General features: G+C 68.1%; 22 protein-coding genes, 2 tRNA genes and 1 pseudogene. 12 read left to right on the top strand and 13 right to left on the bottom strand.

The window, feature by feature from the left end; all coding sequences use genetic code 11:
- Positions 1 to 12 precede the first annotated feature (12 nt).
- From QSK26_RS18715 to QSK26_RS18725, 3 genes are read left to right on the top strand one after another with little or no spacing between them, the layout of a single operon-like run.
- On the top strand, positions 13 to 876 hold the full coding sequence (locus QSK26_RS18715) for a 1-aminocyclopropane-1-carboxylate deaminase/D-cysteine desulfhydrase (RefSeq protein ID WP_285776448.1): 864 nt from the start codon (positions 13 to 15) through the stop codon (positions 874 to 876).
- 24 nt (positions 877 to 900) lie between these two features.
- Complete coding sequence (tcuA, locus tag QSK26_RS18720; protein WP_285776449.1) at positions 901 to 2,403, top strand: FAD-dependent tricarballylate dehydrogenase TcuA; 1,503 nt, start codon at positions 901 to 903, stop codon at positions 2,401 to 2,403.
- A 37-nt stretch (positions 2,404 to 2,440) separates the two neighbouring features.
- Positions 2,441 to 3,067, top strand: a complete 627-nt coding sequence (locus QSK26_RS18725; protein WP_285776450.1) for a GntR family transcriptional regulator — start codon at positions 2,441 to 2,443, stop codon at positions 3,065 to 3,067.
- Positions 3,068 to 3,166: 99 nt separating this feature from the next.
- Here QSK26_RS18725 and QSK26_RS18730 read toward each other — a convergent pair whose 3' ends face one another.
- The 5 genes from QSK26_RS18730 to QSK26_RS18750 form a co-directional block, all read right to left on the bottom strand.
- Positions 3,167 to 3,538, bottom strand: a complete 372-nt coding sequence (locus tag QSK26_RS18730; protein ID WP_285776451.1) for a nuclear transport factor 2 family protein — start codon at positions 3,536 to 3,538, stop codon at positions 3,167 to 3,169.
- Positions 3,539 to 3,592: 54 nt separating this feature from the next.
- Positions 3,593 to 3,850: a helix-turn-helix domain-containing protein gene (locus QSK26_RS18735; protein ID WP_285776452.1), complete on the bottom strand. Its 258-nt coding sequence runs from the start codon at positions 3,848 to 3,850 to the stop codon at positions 3,593 to 3,595.
- On the bottom strand, positions 3,850 to 4,347 hold the full coding sequence (locus tag QSK26_RS18740) for a DUF2975 domain-containing protein (RefSeq protein WP_285776453.1): 498 nt from the start codon (positions 4,345 to 4,347) through the stop codon (positions 3,850 to 3,852). The genes QSK26_RS18735 and QSK26_RS18740 overlap by 1 nt, the downstream gene beginning before the upstream one ends.
- Before the next feature lie 360 nt (positions 4,348 to 4,707).
- On the bottom strand, positions 4,708 to 5,988 hold the full coding sequence (selA, locus tag QSK26_RS18745; RefSeq protein WP_285776454.1) for an L-seryl-tRNA(Sec) selenium transferase: 1,281 nt from the start codon (positions 5,986 to 5,988) through the stop codon (positions 4,708 to 4,710).
- A gap of 28 nt (positions 5,989 to 6,016) precedes the next feature.
- Positions 6,017 to 6,110: transfer RNA gene (locus tag QSK26_RS18750), tRNA-Sec, on the bottom strand.
- Positions 6,111 to 6,128: 18 nt separating this feature from the next.
- Between QSK26_RS18750 and selD the strand changes: the two genes are divergently transcribed.
- The 8 genes from selD (at position 6,129) to QSK26_RS18790 (ending at position 11,861) form a co-directional block, all read left to right on the top strand.
- Positions 6,129 to 7,124, top strand: coding sequence for a selenide, water dikinase SelD (gene selD / locus QSK26_RS18755; protein WP_285776455.1), 996 nt, complete (start codon positions 6,129 to 6,131; stop codon positions 7,122 to 7,124).
- A gap of 132 nt (positions 7,125 to 7,256) precedes the next feature.
- A tRNA-Sec gene (locus QSK26_RS18760) sits at positions 7,257 to 7,351 on the top strand.
- A 17-nt stretch (positions 7,352 to 7,368) separates the two neighbouring features.
- A complete protein-coding gene (locus tag QSK26_RS18765) occupies positions 7,369 to 7,782 on the top strand; it encodes a rhodanese-like domain-containing protein (RefSeq protein ID WP_285776456.1) in 414 nt (137 codons plus the stop codon).
- On the top strand, positions 7,773 to 9,563 hold the full coding sequence (locus QSK26_RS18770) for a selenocysteine-specific translation elongation factor (RefSeq protein WP_285776457.1): 1,791 nt from the start codon (positions 7,773 to 7,775) through the stop codon (positions 9,561 to 9,563). Before QSK26_RS18765 ends, QSK26_RS18770 begins: the two co-directional genes overlap by 10 nt.
- Positions 9,564 to 9,663: 100 nt before the next feature.
- A complete protein-coding gene (locus tag QSK26_RS18775; protein WP_285776458.1) occupies positions 9,664 to 10,224 on the top strand; it encodes a MauE/DoxX family redox-associated membrane protein in 561 nt (186 codons plus the stop codon).
- Complete coding sequence (locus QSK26_RS18780) at positions 10,221 to 10,769, top strand: hypothetical protein (RefSeq protein WP_285776459.1); 549 nt, start codon at positions 10,221 to 10,223, stop codon at positions 10,767 to 10,769. Before QSK26_RS18775 ends, QSK26_RS18780 begins: the two co-directional genes overlap by 4 nt.
- A 39-nt stretch (positions 10,770 to 10,808) precedes the next feature.
- Positions 10,809 to 11,150, top strand: a complete 342-nt coding sequence (locus tag QSK26_RS18785; RefSeq protein WP_285776460.1) for a hypothetical protein — start codon at positions 10,809 to 10,811, stop codon at positions 11,148 to 11,150.
- A 162-nt stretch (positions 11,151 to 11,312) separates the two neighbouring features.
- Positions 11,313 to 11,861: a hypothetical protein gene (locus QSK26_RS18790; protein ID WP_285776461.1), complete on the top strand. Its 549-nt coding sequence runs from the start codon at positions 11,313 to 11,315 to the stop codon at positions 11,859 to 11,861.
- A gap of 35 nt (positions 11,862 to 11,896) precedes the next feature.
- Here QSK26_RS18790 and QSK26_RS18795 read toward each other — a convergent pair whose 3' ends face one another.
- From QSK26_RS18795 to QSK26_RS18805, 3 genes are all read right to left on the bottom strand, one after another.
- On the bottom strand, positions 11,897 to 12,478 hold the full coding sequence (locus QSK26_RS18795; RefSeq protein WP_285776462.1) for a hypothetical protein: 582 nt from the start codon (positions 12,476 to 12,478) through the stop codon (positions 11,897 to 11,899).
- Between the two features lie 124 nt (positions 12,479 to 12,602).
- Complete coding sequence (locus QSK26_RS18800) at positions 12,603 to 12,743, bottom strand: hypothetical protein (protein WP_285776463.1); 141 nt, start codon at positions 12,741 to 12,743, stop codon at positions 12,603 to 12,605.
- Between the two features lie 505 nt (positions 12,744 to 13,248).
- Positions 13,249 to 14,094 carry a class I SAM-dependent methyltransferase gene (locus tag QSK26_RS18805; protein ID WP_203958666.1) on the bottom strand — a complete coding sequence of 282 codons (846 nt, stop codon included), beginning with the start codon at positions 14,092 to 14,094 and terminating at the stop codon, positions 13,249 to 13,251.
- A 1,106-nt stretch (positions 14,095 to 15,200) separates the two neighbouring features.
- On the opposite strand from QSK26_RS18805, the pseudogene QSK26_RS18810 reads away from it, so the two are divergent.
- Positions 15,201 to 15,323: pseudogene (locus tag QSK26_RS18810) on the top strand (substrate-binding domain-containing protein); the annotation flags it as partial.
- A gap of 93 nt (positions 15,324 to 15,416) precedes the next feature.
- On the opposite strand, the gene QSK26_RS18815 reads toward QSK26_RS18810, so the two are convergent.
- From QSK26_RS18815 to QSK26_RS18835, 5 genes are all read right to left on the bottom strand, one after another.
- Entirely contained in the window at positions 15,417 to 17,159 is a 1,743-nt protein-coding gene (locus QSK26_RS18815; protein ID WP_285776464.1) for an AIPR family protein, read from the bottom strand.
- A 305-nt stretch (positions 17,160 to 17,464) separates the two neighbouring features.
- On the bottom strand, positions 17,465 to 18,148 hold the full coding sequence (locus QSK26_RS18820; protein WP_285776465.1) for a hypothetical protein: 684 nt from the start codon (positions 18,146 to 18,148) through the stop codon (positions 17,465 to 17,467).
- Positions 18,145 to 18,678 (bottom strand): hypothetical protein, encoded by a 534-nt coding sequence (locus tag QSK26_RS18825; protein ID WP_285776466.1) that lies wholly within the window; start codon positions 18,676 to 18,678, stop codon positions 18,145 to 18,147. The genes QSK26_RS18820 and QSK26_RS18825 overlap by 4 nt, the downstream gene beginning before the upstream one ends.
- 560 nt (positions 18,679 to 19,238) lie before the next feature.
- A complete protein-coding gene (locus tag QSK26_RS18830; RefSeq protein ID WP_285776467.1) occupies positions 19,239 to 19,364 on the bottom strand; it encodes a hypothetical protein in 126 nt (41 codons plus the stop codon).
- 74 nt (positions 19,365 to 19,438) lie between these two features.
- Complete coding sequence (locus QSK26_RS18835) at positions 19,439 to 20,176, bottom strand: hypothetical protein (protein ID WP_285776468.1); 738 nt, start codon at positions 20,174 to 20,176, stop codon at positions 19,439 to 19,441.
- Positions 20,177 to 20,186: the final 10 nt, after the last annotated feature.

Consider the following 20,186-nt stretch of genomic DNA (forward strand, 5'->3'; position numbering starts at 1 on the left):
GGTTAGCGTGCTGTGAACCCTTCGCCGCTGGAGCAGGTGCGCGACGAACGCCTGGGCGGCGTCCGCCTGGCGCTGAAGCGGGACGACCTGATCGATCCGGAGATCACCGGCAACAAGTGGCGCAAGCTCAAGCACAACCTGGCCCGGGCGCGCACCGGCACGCTGCTCACCTTCGGCGGCGCCTACTCCGGCCACATCAGGGCGGTCGCCGCGGCGGGCAGGCGGTACGGGTTCGCCACCATCGGGGTGATCCGCGGCGAGGAGCACCTGCCGCTCAACCCCTCGCTCGCCTACGCCCGCGGGTGCGGGATGCGGCTGACCTACCTCGACCGCACGGCCTACCGGGCCAAGCACACGCCCGAGGTCGCCGCCCGGCTGCACGCGGCCTTCGGCGACTTCGACCTGATCCCGGAGGGCGGCAGCAACGCCGCCGCGGTGCTCGGCTGCGCCGAACTGCCCGCCGAGATCGCCGACGACTTCGACGTGATCTGCTGCCCGGTCGGCACCGGCGGAACCCTCGCCGGCATCGCCGCCGGCCTGCCCCCGGGCCGGCGCGCGCTGGGCTTCGCCGTGCTCAAGGGCGCCGGCTTCCTGGCGGAGGAGGTCGCCAGGCTGCAACGGGAGGCGTACGGCACGGTGTCCGGCAACTGGGCCCTCGACCTGGACTTCCACTTCGGCGGCTACGCCCGGGTGCCGCCGGAGCTGTCCGCCTTCGCGGGCGACTTCGAGGCGCGGCACGGCCTGGCGGTCGAACGGATCTACGTGGCCAAGATGCTCTACGGCGTCTACGCGCTGGCCGCCTCCGGCGCGTTCGCCCCCGGCACCCGGGTGGTCGCCGTGGTCACCGGCGGGCCCGCCGTGCCGGTCCCGCCCTGACAGCTCTGTATACCGTTGTATACCATGGGATCCAGAGGAAGGGGGGCGGTCGTGGACGTCATCGTGGTGGGCGGCGGCAACGCCGGGTTCTGCGCGGCGCACGCCGCCCGGGAGGCCGGCGCGCGGGTGCTGCTGCTGGAGAAGGGGGAGGAGCACGAGGCGGGCGGCAACTCCTTCTACACGGCGGGCGCGTTCCGCACCGTGCACGGCGACGCGGCCTCGGTCACCGGCCTCGTCGAACCCGACCCCAGGCTCGCCGCCACCGTGCTGCCGCCCTACGGCGAGGACGACTTCCTCGCCGACATGGCACGCGTCACCGGCGGCCGATGCGACCCCGTCCTCACCGGCGCCCTGGTCACCCGCAGCGCCGAGACCGTCCGCTGGCTCGCCGGCAAGGGCCAGCGCTGGCGCCTCATGTACGAACGCCAGGCCTACCCGGCGGGCGACGGGTGGACCTTCTTCGGCGGCCTCGCCCTCGGCACCGTGGACGGCGGCAGGGGCCTCATCGAGCGGCACACCGCCGCCGCCGTCGCCTCCGGCGTCGAGATCAGGTACGGCGCGGCCGTCACCGCCCTGGTTCCCCCGCCCGGCGGAGGCCCGGGAGCGGCGGGCGTGCGTTATCGCGACCCGTCCGGCGCCGAGCACACCGTGCGCGCCCCGGCCGTGGTCCTCGCCGCCGGCGGGTTCGAGGCCGACCCGGCACGCAGGGCACGCCACCTGGGACCGGGCTGGGACAGGGCCCTGGTCAGGGGCAACCCGCACAACACCGGCGAAGTGCTCGACCTGGCGCTGTCCGCGGGCGCCGTGCCGTACGGGGACTGGGGGTCCTGCCACAGCGTCGCCTGGGACGCCGGCGCGCCCCCGCGGGGCGGCGACCGCACGCTGACCAACCAGCGCACCCGGCAGAGCTATCCGCTCGGCATCGTGGTGAACCGGCACGGCCGGCGCTTCGTCGACGAGGGCGCGGACTTCCGCAACTACACCTACGCGAAGTACGGCGCCGAGATCCTCCGCCAGCCCGGCGGCGTCGCCTTCCAGATCTTCGACGCCACCACCCGCCCTCTCCTGCGCACGGAGGAGTACGACAGCAGCCCGATCACCGGCGCGCAGGCCCCCACCCTCGCCGGGCTCGCCGAGGCGCTGGGCGTCGATCCGGCGGGACTCACCGCCACCGTGCGCGAGTTCAACGCCTCCATCGTCACCGGCCGCCCCTTCGACCCGTCCGTCAAGGACGGCCGCGCCGCCGGGACAGTCCCCCCGAAGTCCAACTGGGCCCTCGCCCTGGAGACCCCGCCGTTCCACGGCTACGCCGTCGCCTGCGGCATCACCTTCACCTTCGGCGGCCTGCGCGCCGACGCCGAGGGCCGCGTCCTCGACGAGAACGCCCGCCCCCTCCCCGGCCTCTACGCCGCCGGCGAGCTCCTCGGCGGCCTCTTCTCCGGCAACTATCCCGGCGGCGCCGGCCTCACCGCGGGCGCCGTCTTCGGCCGGGCGGCGGGCCGCACGGCCGCGGCGGAGGTGAGGTGAGGAAGGCTGTGGCAGGATCGACCCCGGGAGGTGAGGCGTGCGGTCCGACGTGTACCGGCGGCTGCGCGAGGACATCCTGTCCGGCGGCCTCGCCGCCGAGACGCCCCTGGTGGAGGCGGCGCTGGCGGACCGCTACGGCACCAGCCGCACGCCCGTGCGCGAGGCGCTGCGCCGGCTCGAACAGGACGGTCTGGTCGAACGCGCCGACCGGAGCCTGCGGGTCCGCGCCCGCAGCCCGGAAGAGATCCTCGAGATCTACGAGGTGCGCATCTCCCTGGAGGGCGTCGCCGCCCGCGCCGCGGCCGAGCGGCACACGCCGTACGACCTGGCCCGCCTGCGCGCCGAGGCCGGGCGCATGGCCGCCACCCCCGCCGACGACCCGCGCGCGATGGCGGACGCCAACCGCCGCTTCCACGAGGCGATCTACGCGGCCGGCCACAACGCCACCCTGCTGGACCTCCTCACCCGCCTCAACGACCACCTCGCCCGCTACCCGGCCACCACGCTGAGCCACCCCGGCCGCTGGCACCAGGCCCGGACCGAGCACGAAGCCCTCCTGGCCGCCATCGCCGCCCGAGACGCCCCCACGGCCGCCACCCTCGCCGAACAGCACATGACGACGGCCCGCGACATCCGCCTCCTGATGTACAGCACCGGCTCCTGACCCCGCCGCACCGACCACCGCCCGGTGGCGTTCACCGTCCCGCCAAGGGGTGACCTCGCCGGCGCCTTCCGACCCACGACGGCGACCGCGGCCGCGTCGTCAGGAACTCGATGCCGTGTAGAGCGGGGCGAGGTCGACGAAGATGCGGTAGTCGGAGATCAGGCCGTCGTCGCGGGTGCGCCAGATCGACACGGCCGCGACGCCGACGTCCTCGCCGTCGAGCCGCCGGTAGGTCACCTCGGTCTCGGCGATGACGTCGGCGTCCACCCGCCAGGTCCGGACGATCCGGTGCCGCAGGCCGCCGATGGTGGCGTAGAACGTCTGCAGCCCGGCGGTGACGGCCTCGCGTCCCACCATCGGCTCGGCGTTGCCGAACACCATCGTGACGTCCTCGGCCAGCAACCGCACGAACTCGCCGGGGTCGAACGTGTCGACCGCCTGGAAAACGCGCCGCACCACATCGTCGGACATGCCGTCCATCCCTCGCGTGATCGGGTCCACTGCCGGGGACGATACGGGACGAACTTATTGCGTGACACCGGAACCGGAAGCCGGCTCACCGGTCGCGGCCGGCTGGGAGTCGGCCTCCCAGCGGAGCAGGTCTCCCGGCTGGCAGTCGAGCACCTCGCAGAGCGCGGCGAGCGTCGTGAAACGCACCGCCTTGGCACGGCCGTTCTTGAGCACCGCCAGGTTGGCGGGCGTGATCCCGACGCGTTCCGCGAGCTCGCCCACGGACATCTTCCGCCTGGCCAGCATCACGTCGATGTCGACGACGATCGGCATCAGATCACCTCGTCGAGCTCGGCCCGCAACCGCACCGCTTCGACGTCGCGCGCGACGGCCTGCGCGAGCAGCATCCGCAGCACGAGCACGACGAGCGCGACCCCCAGGACCGCCAGGGCGCCCCCGCAGATCAGGAGGACCATGCCTGGGGCGACGGCCTCGCCCGGGGTGAGGACGACCGCGAGGGCGAACGTCAGCAGGGCGGCCGCCACGACCGCGCCGATCACGACGTCCACGTACCGGAACGCGGCATGGGAGAACACCGTTCCGCGCCGCACCATCGTCGTCAGCCGCCACACGCAGACCAGCACGACCTGGATGGTCACGACGCCCAGGACCATGATCACGAGGAGCGGGAGGCGCAGGTACGAGAAGTCCGCGTCCAGTTCCTCCAGGTCGACGGCCAGCAGCGGGATCATCACCGTCTGCACGAACAGCGAACCGGCGAGCAGCGCCACGAGCACGACGCGCAGCGCAAGCGTTGTCAGCTTTCCCATGGACCCTCCATCGATCGAATCACGATGTGAATCTATCGAAATTCGATAGCTTTGAGCAAGGGGCTTCGTTATGACGAAGTAGACAAGGTTCGTCCTGCGCCGCCGACCCGGCACAACACTGGCCATGCTCCGCGAGGTGGTGCGGGCCCGGGACATCGTCTAACGTCGAAAATCGCAGGTCAGTTGAGGTGCGAGGAAGTAGGGCGACCGGGACTCGAACCCGGGCCCCTACGGATTATGAGTCGGCTCGATTCGCCGGCTTGAACATACGCCGACGAGACCGGCTCGGTGGAGTACTCAACGAGTAGTCGCATACCGCTTGAACTGCATGGATGGAGTTTTCGGCAGGCACAGTCGCGATCACCCGCACACGTGCTCCACCGCGGCGGCGATGACCTCGTCCTGGCCGGGCTCCACCGCACGCAGGTCGAGCACCAGGCGCCCGTCGGTGATCCGGCCGATCACCGGAGGATCGTAGGAGCGCAGTCGCAGGGCGAGGCTCTCGTCCACGGCGATTCCCACGCTGGGCAGCTCCACTCCCGGCGCGCCCCCGCCGCCGACCCTGGCGATGGTCGGCACCGCCTCCGCGTGCCCGCCGAGCCGTCGCGCGAGACGTTCCGCGCGTTCCCTGAGCTCGGCGACACTCGCATGGAGCGACCGGTGGATCGGCGGTCGCGGGCCGCGCAGGGTCGCTTCGAGCGCGGCCAGGGTGAGCTTGTCCACCCGCAGCGCGCGGGCGAGCGGGTGGCGGCGCAGCCGTTCCACGAGGTCTTCTTTGCCGAGCAGGAGTCCCGCCTGCGGGCCGCCGAGAAGTTTGTCGCCGCTGGCGGTGACCAGGGCAGCTCCCTGGCGCAGCGCGCCGGCCGCGTCCGGTTCGCCGGGGAGCAGCGGTTCGGGTCGCAGCAGTCCCGAGCCGATGTCGGCCACCACCGGCGGGCCGATCGTGGCGAGTTCTCCGACGGAGACCTCGGCGGTGAACCCTTCGATCCGGTAGTTGGACGGGTGCACCTTGAGGATGAAGCCGGTCTCCGGGCCACAGGCGTTCTGGTAGTCGCGCAGGGCGGTCCGGTTCGTGGTGCCGACCTCGCGGAGCCGGGAGCCGGCCGACTCCAGCAGCTCCGGCAGGCGGAACCCGTCCCCGATCTCCACCAGTTCGCCGCGGCTGACGACGATCTCCCTGCCCGGCGCGAGCACGGTGGCGGCGAGTACGAGCGCGGCCGCGTTGTTGTTGACGACGTGCACGGCCTGCGCCTCGGGGACCGCCTGCGCGAGCGCGGCGAGAGCCGTACGGCCCCGGCGGGCGCGCTGTCCGCCGGCGAGGTCGAACTCGACGTCGGTGTAGCCGGCGGCCGCGGTGACCGCGGTGACGGCGGCGGGTGAGAGCGGAGCCCGGCCCAGATTGGTGTGCACGAGCACACCGGTGGCGTTGACGACGCTCTTGAGGCCGCCCGCGGTCGCAGGCAAGAGGGCGAGCGCGACGTCCGCAGCGCTGTCGGGGTCGGCGAAGCCTTCGCGGACCCGTTGCTGGGCGTTCGCCACCGCGGCCTTGACGAGGCTACGGCCGAGCGTCTCCTGCGCGGCGGCCAACCGGGGGTCGTTCAGCATGGCATCGGTCCGCGGCACCAAACTGCGTCGATCCACTCACGACCATCCCAGGATTCGCCGATCAGCGGAGGCGGACGGGAATCGAACCCGCCGCGCCGAGATGCTCGGCGCCACTGGTTTTGAAGACCAGGAGGGCCACCAGACTCCTAAACGCCTCCAAAGTGGATCATAGACCCATGAACAACATCAGGCTCACGCAATACGGCAACGGAGGCGGCTGCAGCTGCAAGATCCCTCCGGGCGAGCTGGAGGATCTGGTCGCTGGACTCTCGCCGACCTCTCCGTCGTCGACAGGCCGGTTACTGCTGGGAATCGATCAGGGGGACGACGCCGCGGTGCTCCAGGTGGAGGACGCGACCTCGGCCATCGTCACGACGACGGACTTCTTCACCCCTGTCGTCGACGATCCGTATGACTTCGGCAGGATCGCGGCGACCAACGCGCTCTCCGACGTCTACGCCGTCGGCGGCGAGCCCGTCATAGCCTTGAACCTGCTCGGCTGGCCCCGCGACGTGTTACCCCTGGAGCTCGCTCGCGAGGTCCTGCGCGGTGGATCCGCGATGGCCCAGGCAGCGGACTGCCATCTCGCCGGGGGCCACAGCATCGACGACCCCCATCCCAAGTACGGGCTGGCCGTCACCGGCCTCGCCGACCCCGGCAGGCTGCTGCGCGTGGACGCGGGCGAACCCGGCATCCCCCTCACGCTGACCAAACCTCTCGGCATCGGAGTGCTCAACACGCGGCACAAGGCAACCGGGGAGGTCTTCCCTGAGGCGGTCGCCGCGATGACGACGCTCAACCGGGACGCGTCCCGGCTGGCGCTGGCCGCGGGGGTTCTGTGCGCCACCGACGTCACAGGTTTCGGCCTGCTCGGCCATCTCTACAAGCTGGCCAGGGCGAGCGGCGTGTCCGCCGTCGTCGACAGCGCCGCAGTGCCTTACCTGGACGGAGCGCGAGAGGCCATCCGTGATGGGTACATCAGCGGCGGATCTCGCCGGAACCTCGACTGGATCGCCCCCCACTGCGACTTCGGCGACCTGCCGGAGAACGAGCGGCTTCTCCTCGCCGACGCGCAGACCTCGGGCGGCCTGCTCGTCGCGGGCGAGCTCCCGGGTTTTCCGGTGATAGGCGAACTCGTCCCGCGTGGCGAACACCTGTTGATCGCGAAATAACGGGGCGACCTTTGGGGTGTGGCCGACCCCGGCGAGCATGGCCAAGCCGGGCCGGGCACCGCAGTCGTGCCACCGGAGAAGGACAACCCTCGGTTTCTTCTCCTGAGCGGTCTTCACCTATAAGATCACTCCGGCGGCGTCCAGGAGCCTGGAGGCCTCCCGGTCTTCAAAGCTGGTGGCGCCGAGCATCTCGGCGCGACGGGTTCGATTCCCGTCCGTCTCCGCCAACCTCCCATGGAGTGTGATGAGCGTCGACGAACTGCTGGAACAGGCCCGTAGGACGATGTGCCGACTCGACCCGGCGCAGGCCCAGGCGGCCGCCCGCGCGCCGGACACCTTCATCGTCGACACCCGCCCGGAGTTCCAGCGCCGTCACGACGGGGAGGTGCCCGGCGCCATCGTGATCGAGCGCAACCACCTGGAGTGGCGGCTCGACCCGTGCTCCTCCGCACGCATCCCCGAGGCGGCCCCGGGCATCCGGTGGATCGTGCTGTGCGACGAGGGCTACTCCTCCAGCCTGGCCGCCTGGTCGCTGCGGCAGCTCGGCCTGACCCGCGCCACCGACGTGGTCGGCGGCTTCCAGTCCTGGCTCGCGGCCGGCCTGCCGGTCGTCACGCCCGAACACCCCACGGGTCCCCGCCTGGCGCCATGTTCGTGATCGCCACCGCGGGCCACGTCGACCACGGCAAGTCGACGCTGGTCCGGGCGCTGACCGGGATGGAACCCGACCGCTGGGCCGAGGAGCGCCGCAGGGGCATGACCATCGACCTCGGCTTCGCCTGGACGGCGCTGCCGTCCGGACGGACGGTGGCGTTCGTCGACGTGCCCGGCCATGAGCGGTTCGTCACGACCATGCTGGCCGGGGTGGGGCCGTGCCCGGCCGCCATGATCGTCGTCGCGGCCGACGAGGGCTGGTGCGTCCAGTCGGGTGAACACCTGGCCGCCCTCGACCTGCTCGGCGTACGCCACGGCCTGCTGGTGATCACCCGCGCCGATCTGGCCGACCCGGCTCCGGCGCTCGCCGAGGCCCGTTCCCGGCTACGCGGCACGTGCCTGGAGACGATACCTGCGCTGGCCGTCAGCGGGGTCACCGGGCAGGGCCTGCCCGAGCTGGCCACCGCGCTCGACCGGCTCGCGGCCGGACTGCCGCCGACCGCCACCGACGGCCCGGTACGGCTGTGGGCCGACCGCGTGTTCACCGTCACGGGCGCGGGGGTCGTGGTCACCGGCACCCTGACGGCGGGCACCCTGCGCGCGGGCCAGACGCTGCACCTCGGCGGCGAACCGGTGCGGGTGCGCGGTCTGCAGACGCTCAACACCCCGGCCGGCATGGTCACCGCCACCGCCCGCGTGGCGGTCAACCTGCGCGGGCCCGTCTCCCCTTCACGCGGGGACGCACTGCTGACCCCCGGCGCGTGGCACCTCACGACCTCGGCCGACGTACGGCTGTCGCCGGGTGAACCGCCGAAGGGCGACCTGCTCCTCCACATCGGTTCGGCCGCCGTGCCCACCAGGATCAGACCGCTCGGCGAGGGCGCCGCGAGGCTGTCGTTCGCCAGGCCGTTGCCGCTGAGAGTGGGCGACCGGGCTCTGTTGCGCGATCCCAGCCGCTCGGCCGTGACGACTGGGGTGGTCGTCCTGGACGTGCGGCCTCCCACACTGACCCGTAGGGGGGCGGCGGCAGCCCGCGGCGCGGCACTGGCCGCGGCCGGAGCCTCCCCGGGAGCCGGGAAGGACGCACCGGGTACGCGAGACGCCGTACCGGGAGGCGGGTTACCGGGGGCGGCCGATCTGCTGCGCTGGCACGGGCTGCTCAGCGGCGCCGACCTCGCGACGATGGGCGTCACCGCGCCGCCCTCTTCCCTGCCGGGCGGCTGGCACGCCGACCCGGAGCACTGGGCGGGACTCCGGAAGGCGCTCGCCGAGGCGGTGACTGGGGCCGGGGACGGGCGGCTGACCGTCGAGGCGGCCACGCACCTGCTCGGCCTGCCGGACCGGCGGCTGACGAGGGCGCTGATCGCGCCGCCGCTCACGCTGGAGGCGGGCGTCATCGGCAGGCAGGACCTGGCGCCTCCGCCGCTGCCGGCGCACCTGCGGCAGGCGATCGACCGGCTCCGCGCCGAGCTGGCCGACCGGCCGTTCCAGGCGCCGAGCGCGCGGCGGCTGGCCGAGCTCGGGCTGGCCGGCAGGAACCTGGTCGCGGCCGAGCGCGCCAGTGCCGTGCTGGTCGTCACCGCCGGCGTGGTGTTGCTGCCCGACGCCCCCGACCGGGCGGTGAAGCGGCTGCGCTTGCTGCCCGCGCCGTTCACGGTGAGTCAGGCGCGGGTCGCGTTGCAGACCACGCGCCGGGTGGCGGTGCCGTTGCTGGAGATGCTCGACGGCCTGGGCTGCACCACACGGCGCGAAAACGGATCACGAATCTGCACAGCTGTCAACTGACGGGGTCAAAAACACCTGACAAGAAAAATGTCTGGCCGTCTGGAAAGAAAAAAGTCCCCTGCCCATTGCCGAGTTTCGGACACTTCAGTATTTTTCGATCATGACGAGTAGCGTCGCAGGCGTCGTCGGGCAGGGGGCGCTCATCGCCGTATTCCTGGTCGCGGCCCTGTCGAAGATCCTTACTCACCGTGCCCTTACGCAGACCATCTCCAAGCTGGGCTTCAGCGCCATCGCCCGACCGGCGGCCCTGATCGTGATCGGCGCGGAACTCCTGGCCGTCACCGCGATGACGATCATGCCGTCGGCGACCTGGCCGAGGGGGCTCATCGCGCTTTTGGCCCTGTCGTTCGCCGGTGCCGGAATCCACGCGCTGGGGCTGGGAGAGAAGATCAAGTGCGGCTGCTTCGGCGGCGGCGGAGCCGCACTGGGCTGGCGGCAGGTGCTGTACCTGCCGCTCTGGCTGGGCCTGGCGGCGGTGGCCGAGTTCGCGCCGCCGTCGTGGAGTGCCGACGAGGGGCTGGCCGGCCTGGCCGCCCTCCTGCTGGCGCTCGTCGCGTGGAAACTACTCGCCGAGGTCAGGCTCTGGCGAGTGCTGCGGGGCGACCGCATGGTCACTCCGAACCCGACACGACACGAGAATGCGGAGGTGCCCGCCGCATGACGACGGTGCTGCTTGTGGTGGTCTGCCTGCTGGCCGTGGTGGTGTTCATCCAGATCGGCGCCCAGGTCGAGCTCTTCGAACAGGTCAGGCAGATCCGCGGCTATCTCGATATCGAGGACAAGCCCACCACGGTGGAACTGGGCACGCTGCAAGGGGCCAGCCCCAGCCGGTTCGGCCTGCCCTCCGTCCTCGATCACGCTGAACAGGCCATGGTGCTGTTCGTCTCCGACAAGTGCGAGACCTGCCGCAACCTGGTCGCGGCGCTGCGCGGTGGCGCGGTGCCCCTTTCGATGTGGGTCGTGGTCGTCCCGGTGAGAGGGGACGGCAACGAGTTCATCAACGAGTTCGGACTGCACGGCGAGCGCGTCATCCTCGACGACGAGGAGCGCATCGTCGGCAGCCTCGGGCTGGATCTGACACCCGTCGCCCTTCACATCGCCGAGGGAAAGCTGACACGGGCCCACACGGTGCCGTCGGTCAGGCAGATGTACGCGGCCACTCCCGTCTCCTACCAGTACTCCCTGGCTCGCAAGCCGTCCGTCTAGCACCGATCCCGCCCCACGCAACCACAAGAAAGGCACCACATGGAGAAAACCTCCGGCATGAGGTCCAGCCGCCGTGGCTTCATCGGCTGGATGGGTAAGGTCGGTCTCACGGCCGTCGGCGCCGTCGCCGGCGTGGCCGCGATGTCCCAGCCCGCCTCGGCGGCCAACTGGAGATGCTGCAACCTCGCTCTTCCGAACAAATTCTGCAGCACGAACAGCCAGGGCCAGTACGTATGCCCGACGGGTTACAGCATGAAGGTGTGGAACTGCTGCACCGGCTCGCGCCTGTACGCCTGCGGCGAGTGCACAAAGGGTGCGAACTGTAACACCGGGCCGTTCGCCTGTTCGGCCGGCTGGACGGTCAGAGCCAACAGCTGCTAGTCGTTCTCAGGAGATCCCTTGCCCCTTGACACGTGGGTGACAATCGCGCTGCTCCTGCTCATCATGAGTGCGGGCTTCGCGCAGCTGTTCAGTTTTTGAGGCCTTTCTTTCGTCGGATATCTCCGCCCCCTGGTTCAGGGGAGAGCCCCTGGGGAGAAGGCCATGTATCGGCCCATCCTCAATCTGGCGATCGGCTTCACGATCTCCGCCGTCCTCACGTACGGGCTGGTCCATCTCATCGGCAGTGGACTGCGCGGAACAGGCTCCAAGATCGCCGCCTGTGTCGTGCTGCTCGCCTGCATGGCCATCGATTCCGGTAGGTTCGGCCTCCGCACGCCCATGTTGCGGCGGCAGACTCCGCGCGATCACTTCACCCGGTTCGGCCCTGCCAGAGGCGCGTTCCTCTGGGGACTCGACACCGGGCTTGTCCTGACCACCTTCCGCGTCACGTCGCTGACGTGGGCGGCACTCGGCGTAACGCTCTTCGGGCTGGTGCCTTGGTGGGCCGGCCTGTGTTACGCGCTCGGCTTCACGCTTCCGTCGATGGTGATGGTGGCCATCGTGCCGGGATCGAAGGACCAGGACACGAAGGCCGAGCCGATGTGGGTGATGGAGTGGCTCATGGACAGGGAGAAGGCGGTCCGGACCTACGCGTTCTTCCTGCTGTCCCTCACCTTCGCCGGCGTGCTGGCGACGGTGTTCCTCGGTTGAGCGCGGTGGGCGGTCCCGGGACCGCCCACCGCGGCTCAGCACTTCCCGTCGAAGAAGGAGATCTCCTTCCGGACCACGGGCCGGCCGGGGACCGCGATGTCGAACGGCACGCACCTGGGCGCCAGCACGTTGAACCCGCCCACGAACAGCGTGTCGTGATCGTCGCAGGCCACGAACGTCACCGAGTGGTCCGCGCCCGCCGGGCTCGCCGCCGTCCTGGCCGCCTCGGCGTAGAGCAGGCCGGCGCTCTCGTGGAACTCCTCGGGAATCGACAGGGTGACTCTGCCGCCCTGGCGTACCACGGCGCCGACCTTGAAGCGGTTGCCGGTGCCGTACTCCTCCGGTTCGGCCGTCCCCCAGGCGAGCAGGCCGGGGATGACCAGCGGCCCCTCCACGAGGTCGTGGGGGCCGATCGAGGCGAGCAGGGTGCTCTCGTCCTCGACGAAGCCGTTGCGGTTGGCACAGGTGAGCACCCGGGGGTCGGCCAGGCTACCTTGGCCTTCCTGTTCGCGCATCGCCGCTCCGCCTCCCATCTGCGCCGGGGAGGCCCCGCACGCGCCCAGCGGGAGCGCCGCCACGATGGCGAGCAGGGCACGCACCGCCGCTTTAAGGATCATGATTCAGTTGTACATCGACGATCAAGAAGTGCCTAGGGTCCCTGACCGATGAGCAGGCCGCCGTACGGCTTGGTTCGAGATCCCGGCCCGGATGATTCGGCGCGGGCCGGATCGCTCCTCAGGGTCAGCCCCGCACGCGTCCCAGGCCGGGGACGAACCTGCCGACGGAGGCGGAGCGGCGCTGGCAGGCGTCGCCGCCGGTGGGGACCAGGAGGGCGTCGAAGCTCGCGCGTGCGGGTTGAGCTGGGGTTTCTCCGACGTACACGGTGCCGCCGCTCCGTGTCAACGTCCTCCACGTCGCCGCTGGGCTCATGCAAGCCCAGGCGATCACGGATCTCTGGTGACGCCTGGAGGGTCTGCGATTCGTACGTCCCTCGTGGCCTTGGCGCTCCATGTCTTGCCGGAAGGGCGAGCCGTACGGCGTCGCCCGACACCACGCGCGGATCAGACGTTGGGGCTCCCGGGGCATGCGGACATAGGTCCCCGAACCGGATCTCGTGGACGCTGACCGGCTGGATGCCGCCGTCGGATCCTGGCTGGATGCGCGGCTGCACGCCGCCGGCCAGGCAGCAGGACACGGGCGGCGCCGCCGGCAGGCACCACGCCCGGGACGCCACCCGGACCCTCGAAACCCTCGGACTGCGCCCAGCATGAGCAAAGCGGACACGACGCGGCTACGCCGAGGCCCTGGAGGTCGCTGTACTCCTCTGCCGTACCGTCACCTCCTGGCCCTCGCAGACGGTGAAGTCGCCGACGTGGCCTGCGCTCGCTCAGGTGACCCGCGCGGCCACCAGGGTCTCGAAGGTATAGGGCCGCAGGCCATCGGTACGGCCGGCGAAGTATCGCTGCTGGAGGTCTGCACGTGCGGGGTGGTCCACGACCTTCAGCCCGCACCGGCTGATCAGCCTCTCGATCTCGGATACCGGCCAGCCAGGCTGAAGAGGCTCGCCGGCAGAAGCCGCGATCGGCGTGTAGATACGGGCGAATTCCGTCCCCGCGTCGTCGAGCGCACAGTCCTCGGCCCGGTAGGAGAACACCACCTCAGACCCGGGAGCAGCCGCCGCGATCGTGCGCAACGTCGACTCGATCGCCTGTGCCGTCAGATAGGGGGCGACGCCCGTCCAGCAGAACATCGCCGGCTGCGCCCAGTCGAACCCAGCCGGGCCCAGAACATCCTGAACCGGTCCGGCCTCGAAATCAACCGGCACGAATACCTGCGAGTCGCTGAGCGGCAGGCCGAGCTCCCTGACCCGCTCGAGCTTCCAGGCCTGGGAGGCAGGGTGATCAACCTCGAACACCGTCAGCGAGCCGAGCAGATCCGGCCGCCGCCACGCAAACGAGTCAAGCCCCGCGCCAAGAATCACGTACTGCGTGAAGGCTCCAGCAGCCAGCCGGTCCTCGGCGTACCGGCTGCGGGTGCAGACAGCCGCACGGGACTCGCTGCGGACCGGGCCGGGGAACAGCGGATCGAACTGGTCTCGCAGCTGCTGCCATACCGGGCCGACAAGCACCAGGGCCAGCACATCGTCCAGTACCCACGGCGACGCCGTCTCCAGGCGAAACAATCCACGCGACACGGCCGCAAACATCGCCGTCCTGCTCGGCGCGCTTTCCATGCATTCCTCCTCGCCGGCCAGCACCCAGCATGCTGCCACGCCCGGCCACTCCGCGCACTTCACAGGATGCGCCTGAAGCGCCCTGACGGCCATAGCCAGATCGCCTGGCAGCCGCGATCCGCTCGCCCTCCGAGGCTGGCGGGTCGCCTCTCCACGTGGGCACGGATTGGGCACAGACATCCGTACAGACTCGACGCCAACCAGGTACAGCCAGACGCGACCATACGGCCCCCTGGTCACATCAGTGCAGGTCAGGTGCCCTTTGGCGCTGATGGAGGATGGTAGGGCGGCCGGGACTTGAACCCGGGACCTACGGATTATGAGAATCCTCGGTAAGTATCACCGGGTGTCATCGAGTGTTGTTTTGTATCGCCATGGTTGAGATTGTCCACGCCGATGTGTCGACCAGTGTTATCGCGTGCCGGGTTGTGGGGCGTACGCGCGAGCAACCACCGAGCAACCATGCGTTCTTGACCATCGGCATTATGCGTGATTTGTCCTTATCTCGGTGCTGCTGCGTAGGGTCGATCCTGCAGGATAAGCTCTTGCTTCACGGCAGATCGAACGCGTACGAGCAACAACCGAATACCACTCGCGAGTGATTGCACCCGCTGCTCGCGTCTCACCAGCCTGAGAGGCTCAAATACTTCAGTCGCCGCGTCCGATTTGCGGCTTTGCTGGACGTACCGGTCTTCAACTTGCCGGTTCAAGTGGTTGCTCAAGCAGATCTGAGCAACCACTCAGACGACAACGCTCATGATCGGCAAGCCTGTCAAGGGCTGCAGGTCAGCGCAAGGAACGAATATTCGACCCCGCGCTGGTCGTCAGCCCGGCGGACTCGCACGATCCGGAGGATGTCACCCTGGGCGTGGACGAGCTGCTCGCGAAGGCCCCGGACACCGACGCGATCCTCTGCCTGAGCGCCCGGGTTGCGCTGACGCGATCCGGTCGCTGACCGGCCAGAACACCGGGTCGACGTCGATGCCCGGCTGATCGCGCGCGAAAGCACCCTCGCGCGGGGCTCAACCGTCGCGCCGCCTCCGGCGATGACCCGCACCCACCGGGGCAGCACTCTGCCTACTTGATCGTGACTGCTCCTGGCCGCGCTGCACGAGGCCGGCCTGTCCGTCCCGGGCGACGTCTCCGTGGCTGGCTACGACAACACCAAGTTGGCCGCTCACCCCAACGTCTCGCTGGCCACCGTCAACCAGGACGGGGTCGCCAAGGGCCGCACGGCCGGGCTGCTGGAGGAGCGCATAGAGGGCTGCACGTTGGCCGGTCGAGTCGCTGATCGTGCGGATGGTGCGGCGTCGCAAGGACACCTACGACCGTGCGATCTCGAAACGTCGCTGCCCAATGATGGCCTGTCGGACGCGCTCGCTGAAGTCGGCGCTGCGGGCAATGCGGTCGACGCCCCTGGCCTTATTTACCCGCAGCACCGACCGGAACTCCTTGTCCAGCGCGCCGACCATCTGCTCCATAAGCTCATCCGACAGGTGAGCGAGGTCGATGTTGAGCAGGTCCCGCTCGTTCGGGTGGCGCAGGCGAGTGAGGGTGAAGGAGGACATGTACGCGAGATGGTAGATCCAGTTCTCGATCGTCTCGCCCAGCAGTGGGGTGTCCTTGCTGTAGGCGTGCAGGAACTTCCTGATGCGGCAGTGCACATCGAGGGTCAGACGGTAAATGTCCAGGTTGTGCGATGAGGAGAAGATTCTGCAGTAACGGCTGTCTTCCAGGAGTAAGGCTTCGGAATGCTGAAGTGCGGTGTGTGGCTCCTGGAGGCGGAACGCGGTGAACTCCCTGGCAAGTCGCGCCATGCTGACAACCTGGTCGATCGCGTAACCTTGGTTGCGATAATAGTTGGCGCGGCGCTCGTAATAATAGCCGCCCCGGTAGTTGAGGCTTTCCTCGATGTCCTTCTGGATCTGCTCGGTGGCACGCAGAGCGCCGGCGGGAAGAGCGGTCTGGCTGTTGGTGGCCCGGATGATGCGGTCACGGGTGGTCCCTGCCTGAGGCGCCACCACGATTTTCACCAGCAGTGCCCGGTCCAGGTCCTTGCCGCCGTTCTCGAAATACTTGTAGATCTCGTGGCTCGTCTGCAGGCCATTGACTATTTGCGGATCCCTGATGACGATCTTCTTGCCTGAGATCTGGGCCGCTTCGGCGACTATGGTGACACCATTGTTGAACCACCAGAAGTCCTCACGGGTAGCCGATTTCAACGTCTCGCCTATCGCGGTGTTGACGGCGGTGCTGCCGGCGTAGTCGCGGACGTTGGACTCGAACAGTTCAAGTCGCAGCGCATTGTTGGACGACGTGATGAATTTGTAGTACTCGTCCAGTCGCGCCAGGCACGCATAGCCTTCGCCGATAGACGTGCTGATAGGGGTTTCCGAGAAGACCAGATGGGCCACCTCCTTCGCGCCTCGACCGGCGCGCTCGCGGAGGTCGGCTGCGGTGAGGTATTCGACCACGCACTCCGTCTGGCTGGTGATCTGCTCCATCTCCCGTCGCAGCCGATCTCCCTTGGCCTTCACGTTGGGGTGCGGCCCGTCCGCCGCCCGGCATGCGTAGATGATGTGCACCTTCACCTGGGGGAAGGATGAGGCGGTCGACTCGAGAATATCCAGGAAACGTTGCGTCCGGTCCAGAAGCTTGGCGTTCGTGTGCTCGGCGAGCTCCTCTTCCGAGCGATCCATCGACAGCAACTGCGGGAGATGGTAATGGAGCTTCTCAAGTACGGACTCCTGATATCCGGTCGAGGTTTTGGCCTGGAGGATGACCAGATCTATCGTACGGGTCCGCGAGCCGAGGTAATGTTTGACGTCGGCGGTGATGTGCCGGCCGTCGATGAAGGACCAGATGCCGTCGATGCCGCAGTCGTGCGCGCCGTCAACGATTCCGTCGATGATTTCGTCAAGGTCGAGATCCCAATCCCAGAGGGCCTTGGCGGCGGCGAAGAAGTTGAAGAACTCTTCCGGCTTCGCGTCGGGAGCCAGGGTTTTCCGCTGATCTTCTAGAATTCGATCTAGCAGTCGCTGGTCGTTGCTGAGAACGGCGGCCATAAGAGTCCTCCCGATCGCGGACCGCCACATTGTCTCAGCCAGATTGGCCTTCAACAAGCCAGTGTTATAGAAAACGATGATATGACCATATAAGCGCATTGTGGTGGGCTAAAATACCTCATTTCGGCACCGTCCTCCATATGGCGCACGCGCGAGGGGAACACTCCGTACGACGACGGCCGTCCTCGGGACGCGGGCACAAACCCGCGCAACTACGCGACCGCATGATCGCTATCCCGGCCGGACCTCGTCGCCGACTCTCGGCTCGCCGAAATTCTGCGGCACCAGGCGGATGCCGAACAGGCTCAGATTGAGAAGGTTGGATCCGCTCGGCTCAGATACACCTTGAATGCCTCGCGAATCTTCGAGCGTAGGCCATCGACCTGGGTGTTTCCGGGAAGAACGTCGTGCTCCCAGTCTCTCTTCTTGTGACTGAGATATCTCTTTATAGTCGTTGACGAGCCGTTAGAGACGAAAGTTGGTCGGACCTTCTCCCCTAGATCCGCTCCTAGCCCTTGAAAGCTACGAGCAAGATCAAGTTTGAGTGAGGAGGTGTAAAACTTGCATTCGATCGCTAGCACGCACCCCTTCGTTTTGGGTGCGACACCGGCAGAGCGACTCAGTTCCGCCTCGTCAGTGGTGAGAACCAGAACATCGCACTCGTGGAGCACTCCAGAGGCGCCCTGGACCTGGACTCCCACGTGTGCCTCCAGCGGTCGGGCGGTTCCGAACTGGATCACTGCATGCGTGTATGGATGGGCTCTCGAATAGATGCGCCCCGGGGTGGTTCGGAAGACGAGCCGGGAGGTCTTATTTCCGTGGACGTCTTCGTAGTGAACCTGGGCTCCTCTCGCGAGCGCTTCAGTAACGACCAAGGCGAAGATGTACCCCTCGTAGACGTCATTCGGGTCTGATGAGGACCGGTAGGACGTTGTCACACCGTGCAGATGCGACCGGAGCTCCCGCAGCAGATCGTCAGCAGATGTCATGACTCCCGAACCTTGGCTTCAATGGCCGTCAACAGAGCGAGCAGAGTGTCTTCGGAGACCAAGCTGTCAGAGGACTGCGGAAGGATAGTGATCTCGGTTGAGGATCGGCTCGTACCTTCATCGCGAAGGAACTGGATGCCTTCCACCCGTGGTGCGCCTGCCTGATGGAGAGACAGGAGCTTGACCTGTTCCTGTTGGACGCGTGGAAGGTCAATGAGCAGACGACGTAGGGCGGCTATCAGCAGTTGGACTCGTTCAGCGGTTGTGTACGGGCGGGTTGCAATGTGGATCCTCGCACCGTCTGGCTCGCGGTGGGGCGGGATCGCCAGTCGTTCGTAGACGACTTCATCTTCGATGAAGATCGTCTGTTCGTCGCCGTATCTGCCGCGAGACCGCGCCCGCTGTGCCTTCAGGCGAACCTCCTCGGAGTTCCCCTCAGCGATGGCGTCGTCGACCTGCTGGAGAACCCAACTGAGTCCTGCTTCCGCCATCAATGTACGGAGTTGCTGTTCAAGTTCGTCTGGAGTCACGTGTGATCCCATTCTGTCCAACATGGCGATCTTGAGATGAATGCCACCGACCCTTGCCGATGTGCTGGGAGCCTGTGGATGCGGAGTTGGGCTTGATCCAGTATGACGGGCATTTGAGGTCGTGAGTTCGTCCAGAGAGGGTGCCCATGCTCGGAGAGCGAGGGGAGGAGAAGCCGCGTCCTCGTCGCTCGTCTACGCCGAAGCTCAAACCGAGATACCGAGCTGCGCTGGCGCGGTGACTGCTCGGTCGTCGACACCAAAGACTTCGATTTAACCCTGTCCCGCTCGAAATCACGGTTTCGCGCTGTGAACTGGGGTTTCGTTGCGCGCTCAGAGCGGCGGCTGAGACCATCTTAAGGTGTTGTTATCGCTGGTCTACAGGTTGGTGAGGGGCTTATTCGGCCTGATGGTGCTGGTCCGCGCTGATCTGCCAAGGACGTTGAGCTGCCGGTGCTCCGTCACGAGAACCGTCCCTGAAGAAGCGGGGCCGGTCAACCGTCTGTGTTGTTCGTTCTCCCTTGAGGTTTGGCCTTCCCCTCGACCCTGTTGGTTAACTCGTCTCAGGCGGCGAGAGTGAGTTCTGTCAGTTCGAGGCGGGCGAGGTGGCTGGTGCGGATCCGGTCGAGCGGGTGGCCGTTCCACCAGGCGGAGCGAGGCCCCGAGCTGACAGCCAGACGAGCTGTCACGAAAGCGGCTTCGGGCCCAAACCGTGGCCAGGGTCTTGAGCTACGCAAGCACCCGTTCCGTGGAGTCCTTTGAATTAGAAGAGTGGCATCTGTTCAGGGTTAGCCTGTTCCGCGCCCTGTTGGTGTCCTCGAAGGACGGGGATCGACTCTTCCCCGCCATTCCCGCCTGTCGACCCCTGTGACTGACCACCTCCGACAACGGGCGCGGGGGCGGAGCCGGGAGGAGGTCCCGGAAAGACGAAGTGCGGAGTCCCCGGCATGGCGAGCAGATCGGCGACGGTTGGCTCCCTCATAGGCCGCCCAAGTTGGCAGAGCCTCCGCATGTGGTCCCTCGCGGTTTCGGTATCGATGAGGCCACTTTGGATCGCAAGGCGCACCACGTCGATGGTTTCGTACGTCGTGATGCCCTCCGCACGGCCGAACCGGACGGCCTTGCGGTCGTCGGAAATCCACGCGGAGCCTTGGAACTGCGGCCAGTGGAGGATGACATAGCAGCTCTGCGCCTCACCAAGGTGCTGCGTGTAGCGGCCTCGCAGTCTCGGCCCGGCAAAGGCACGCCGGCGCAGCGCCTCGACGCCGGCGATGTCGGCCTCCCGCGTGATCAGGATGGGCGAACCGAGCCACGGGTCCGCGCCGAGAAGGTCGGCGAGCGCGTCAAGGGGTTGACCGCACCTGACCCCATTACCGATCTCGAAGGCAACGGCTTCGGTCCATCGCCCATGTCCGCTGAGCATCTGCTTGAGGAGCGCGACCTCACCCAGATACGCGAAGTTGCTCAGCACGGTCGTGTCGGGGAAGAAGAAGGGGGGCATCACGTGTCCG

It is taken from the genome of Microtetraspora sp. NBRC 13810, assembly GCF_030268685.1.
Taxonomy (GTDB): domain Bacteria; phylum Actinomycetota; class Actinomycetes; order Streptosporangiales; family Streptosporangiaceae; genus BSRQ01.

Excerpts from the sequence above, each read along its gene's own strand:
- tcuA (WP_285776449.1), top strand. The coding sequence starts at position 901 with ATGGGATCCAGAGGAAGGGGGGCGGTCGTGGACGTCATCGTGGTGGGC.
- QSK26_RS18730 (WP_285776451.1), bottom strand. The coding sequence starts at position 3,538 with ATGTCCGACGATGTGGTGCGGCGCGTTTTCCAGGCGGTCGACACGTTC.
- QSK26_RS18735 (WP_285776452.1), bottom strand. The coding sequence starts at position 3,850 with ATGCCGATCGTCGTCGACATCGACGTGATGCTGGCCAGGCGGAAGATG.
- QSK26_RS18740 (WP_285776453.1), bottom strand. The coding sequence starts at position 4,347 with ATGGGAAAGCTGACAACGCTTGCGCTGCGCGTCGTGCTCGTGGCGCTG.
- selD (WP_285776455.1), top strand. The coding sequence starts at position 6,129 with ATGAACAACATCAGGCTCACGCAATACGGCAACGGAGGCGGCTGCAGC.
- QSK26_RS18765 (WP_285776456.1), top strand. The coding sequence starts at position 7,369 with ATGAGCGTCGACGAACTGCTGGAACAGGCCCGTAGGACGATGTGCCGA.
- QSK26_RS18770 (WP_285776457.1), top strand. The coding sequence starts at position 7,773 with ATGTTCGTGATCGCCACCGCGGGCCACGTCGACCACGGCAAGTCGACG.
- QSK26_RS18775 (WP_285776458.1), top strand. The coding sequence starts at position 9,664 with ATGACGAGTAGCGTCGCAGGCGTCGTCGGGCAGGGGGCGCTCATCGCC.
- QSK26_RS18780 (WP_285776459.1), top strand. The coding sequence starts at position 10,221 with ATGACGACGGTGCTGCTTGTGGTGGTCTGCCTGCTGGCCGTGGTGGTG.
- QSK26_RS18785 (WP_285776460.1), top strand. The coding sequence starts at position 10,809 with ATGGAGAAAACCTCCGGCATGAGGTCCAGCCGCCGTGGCTTCATCGGC.
- QSK26_RS18790 (WP_285776461.1), top strand. The coding sequence starts at position 11,313 with ATGTATCGGCCCATCCTCAATCTGGCGATCGGCTTCACGATCTCCGCC.
- QSK26_RS18795 (WP_285776462.1), bottom strand. The coding sequence starts at position 12,478 with ATGATCCTTAAAGCGGCGGTGCGTGCCCTGCTCGCCATCGTGGCGGCG.
- QSK26_RS18805 (WP_203958666.1), bottom strand. The coding sequence starts at position 14,094 with ATGGAAAGCGCGCCGAGCAGGACGGCGATGTTTGCGGCCGTGTCGCGT.
- QSK26_RS18815 (WP_285776464.1), bottom strand. The coding sequence starts at position 17,159 with ATGGCCGCCGTTCTCAGCAACGACCAGCGACTGCTAGATCGAATTCTA.
- QSK26_RS18820 (WP_285776465.1), bottom strand. The coding sequence starts at position 18,148 with ATGACATCTGCTGACGATCTGCTGCGGGAGCTCCGGTCGCATCTGCAC.
- QSK26_RS18835 (WP_285776468.1), bottom strand. The coding sequence starts at position 20,176 with ATGCCCCCCTTCTTCTTCCCCGACACGACCGTGCTGAGCAACTTCGCG.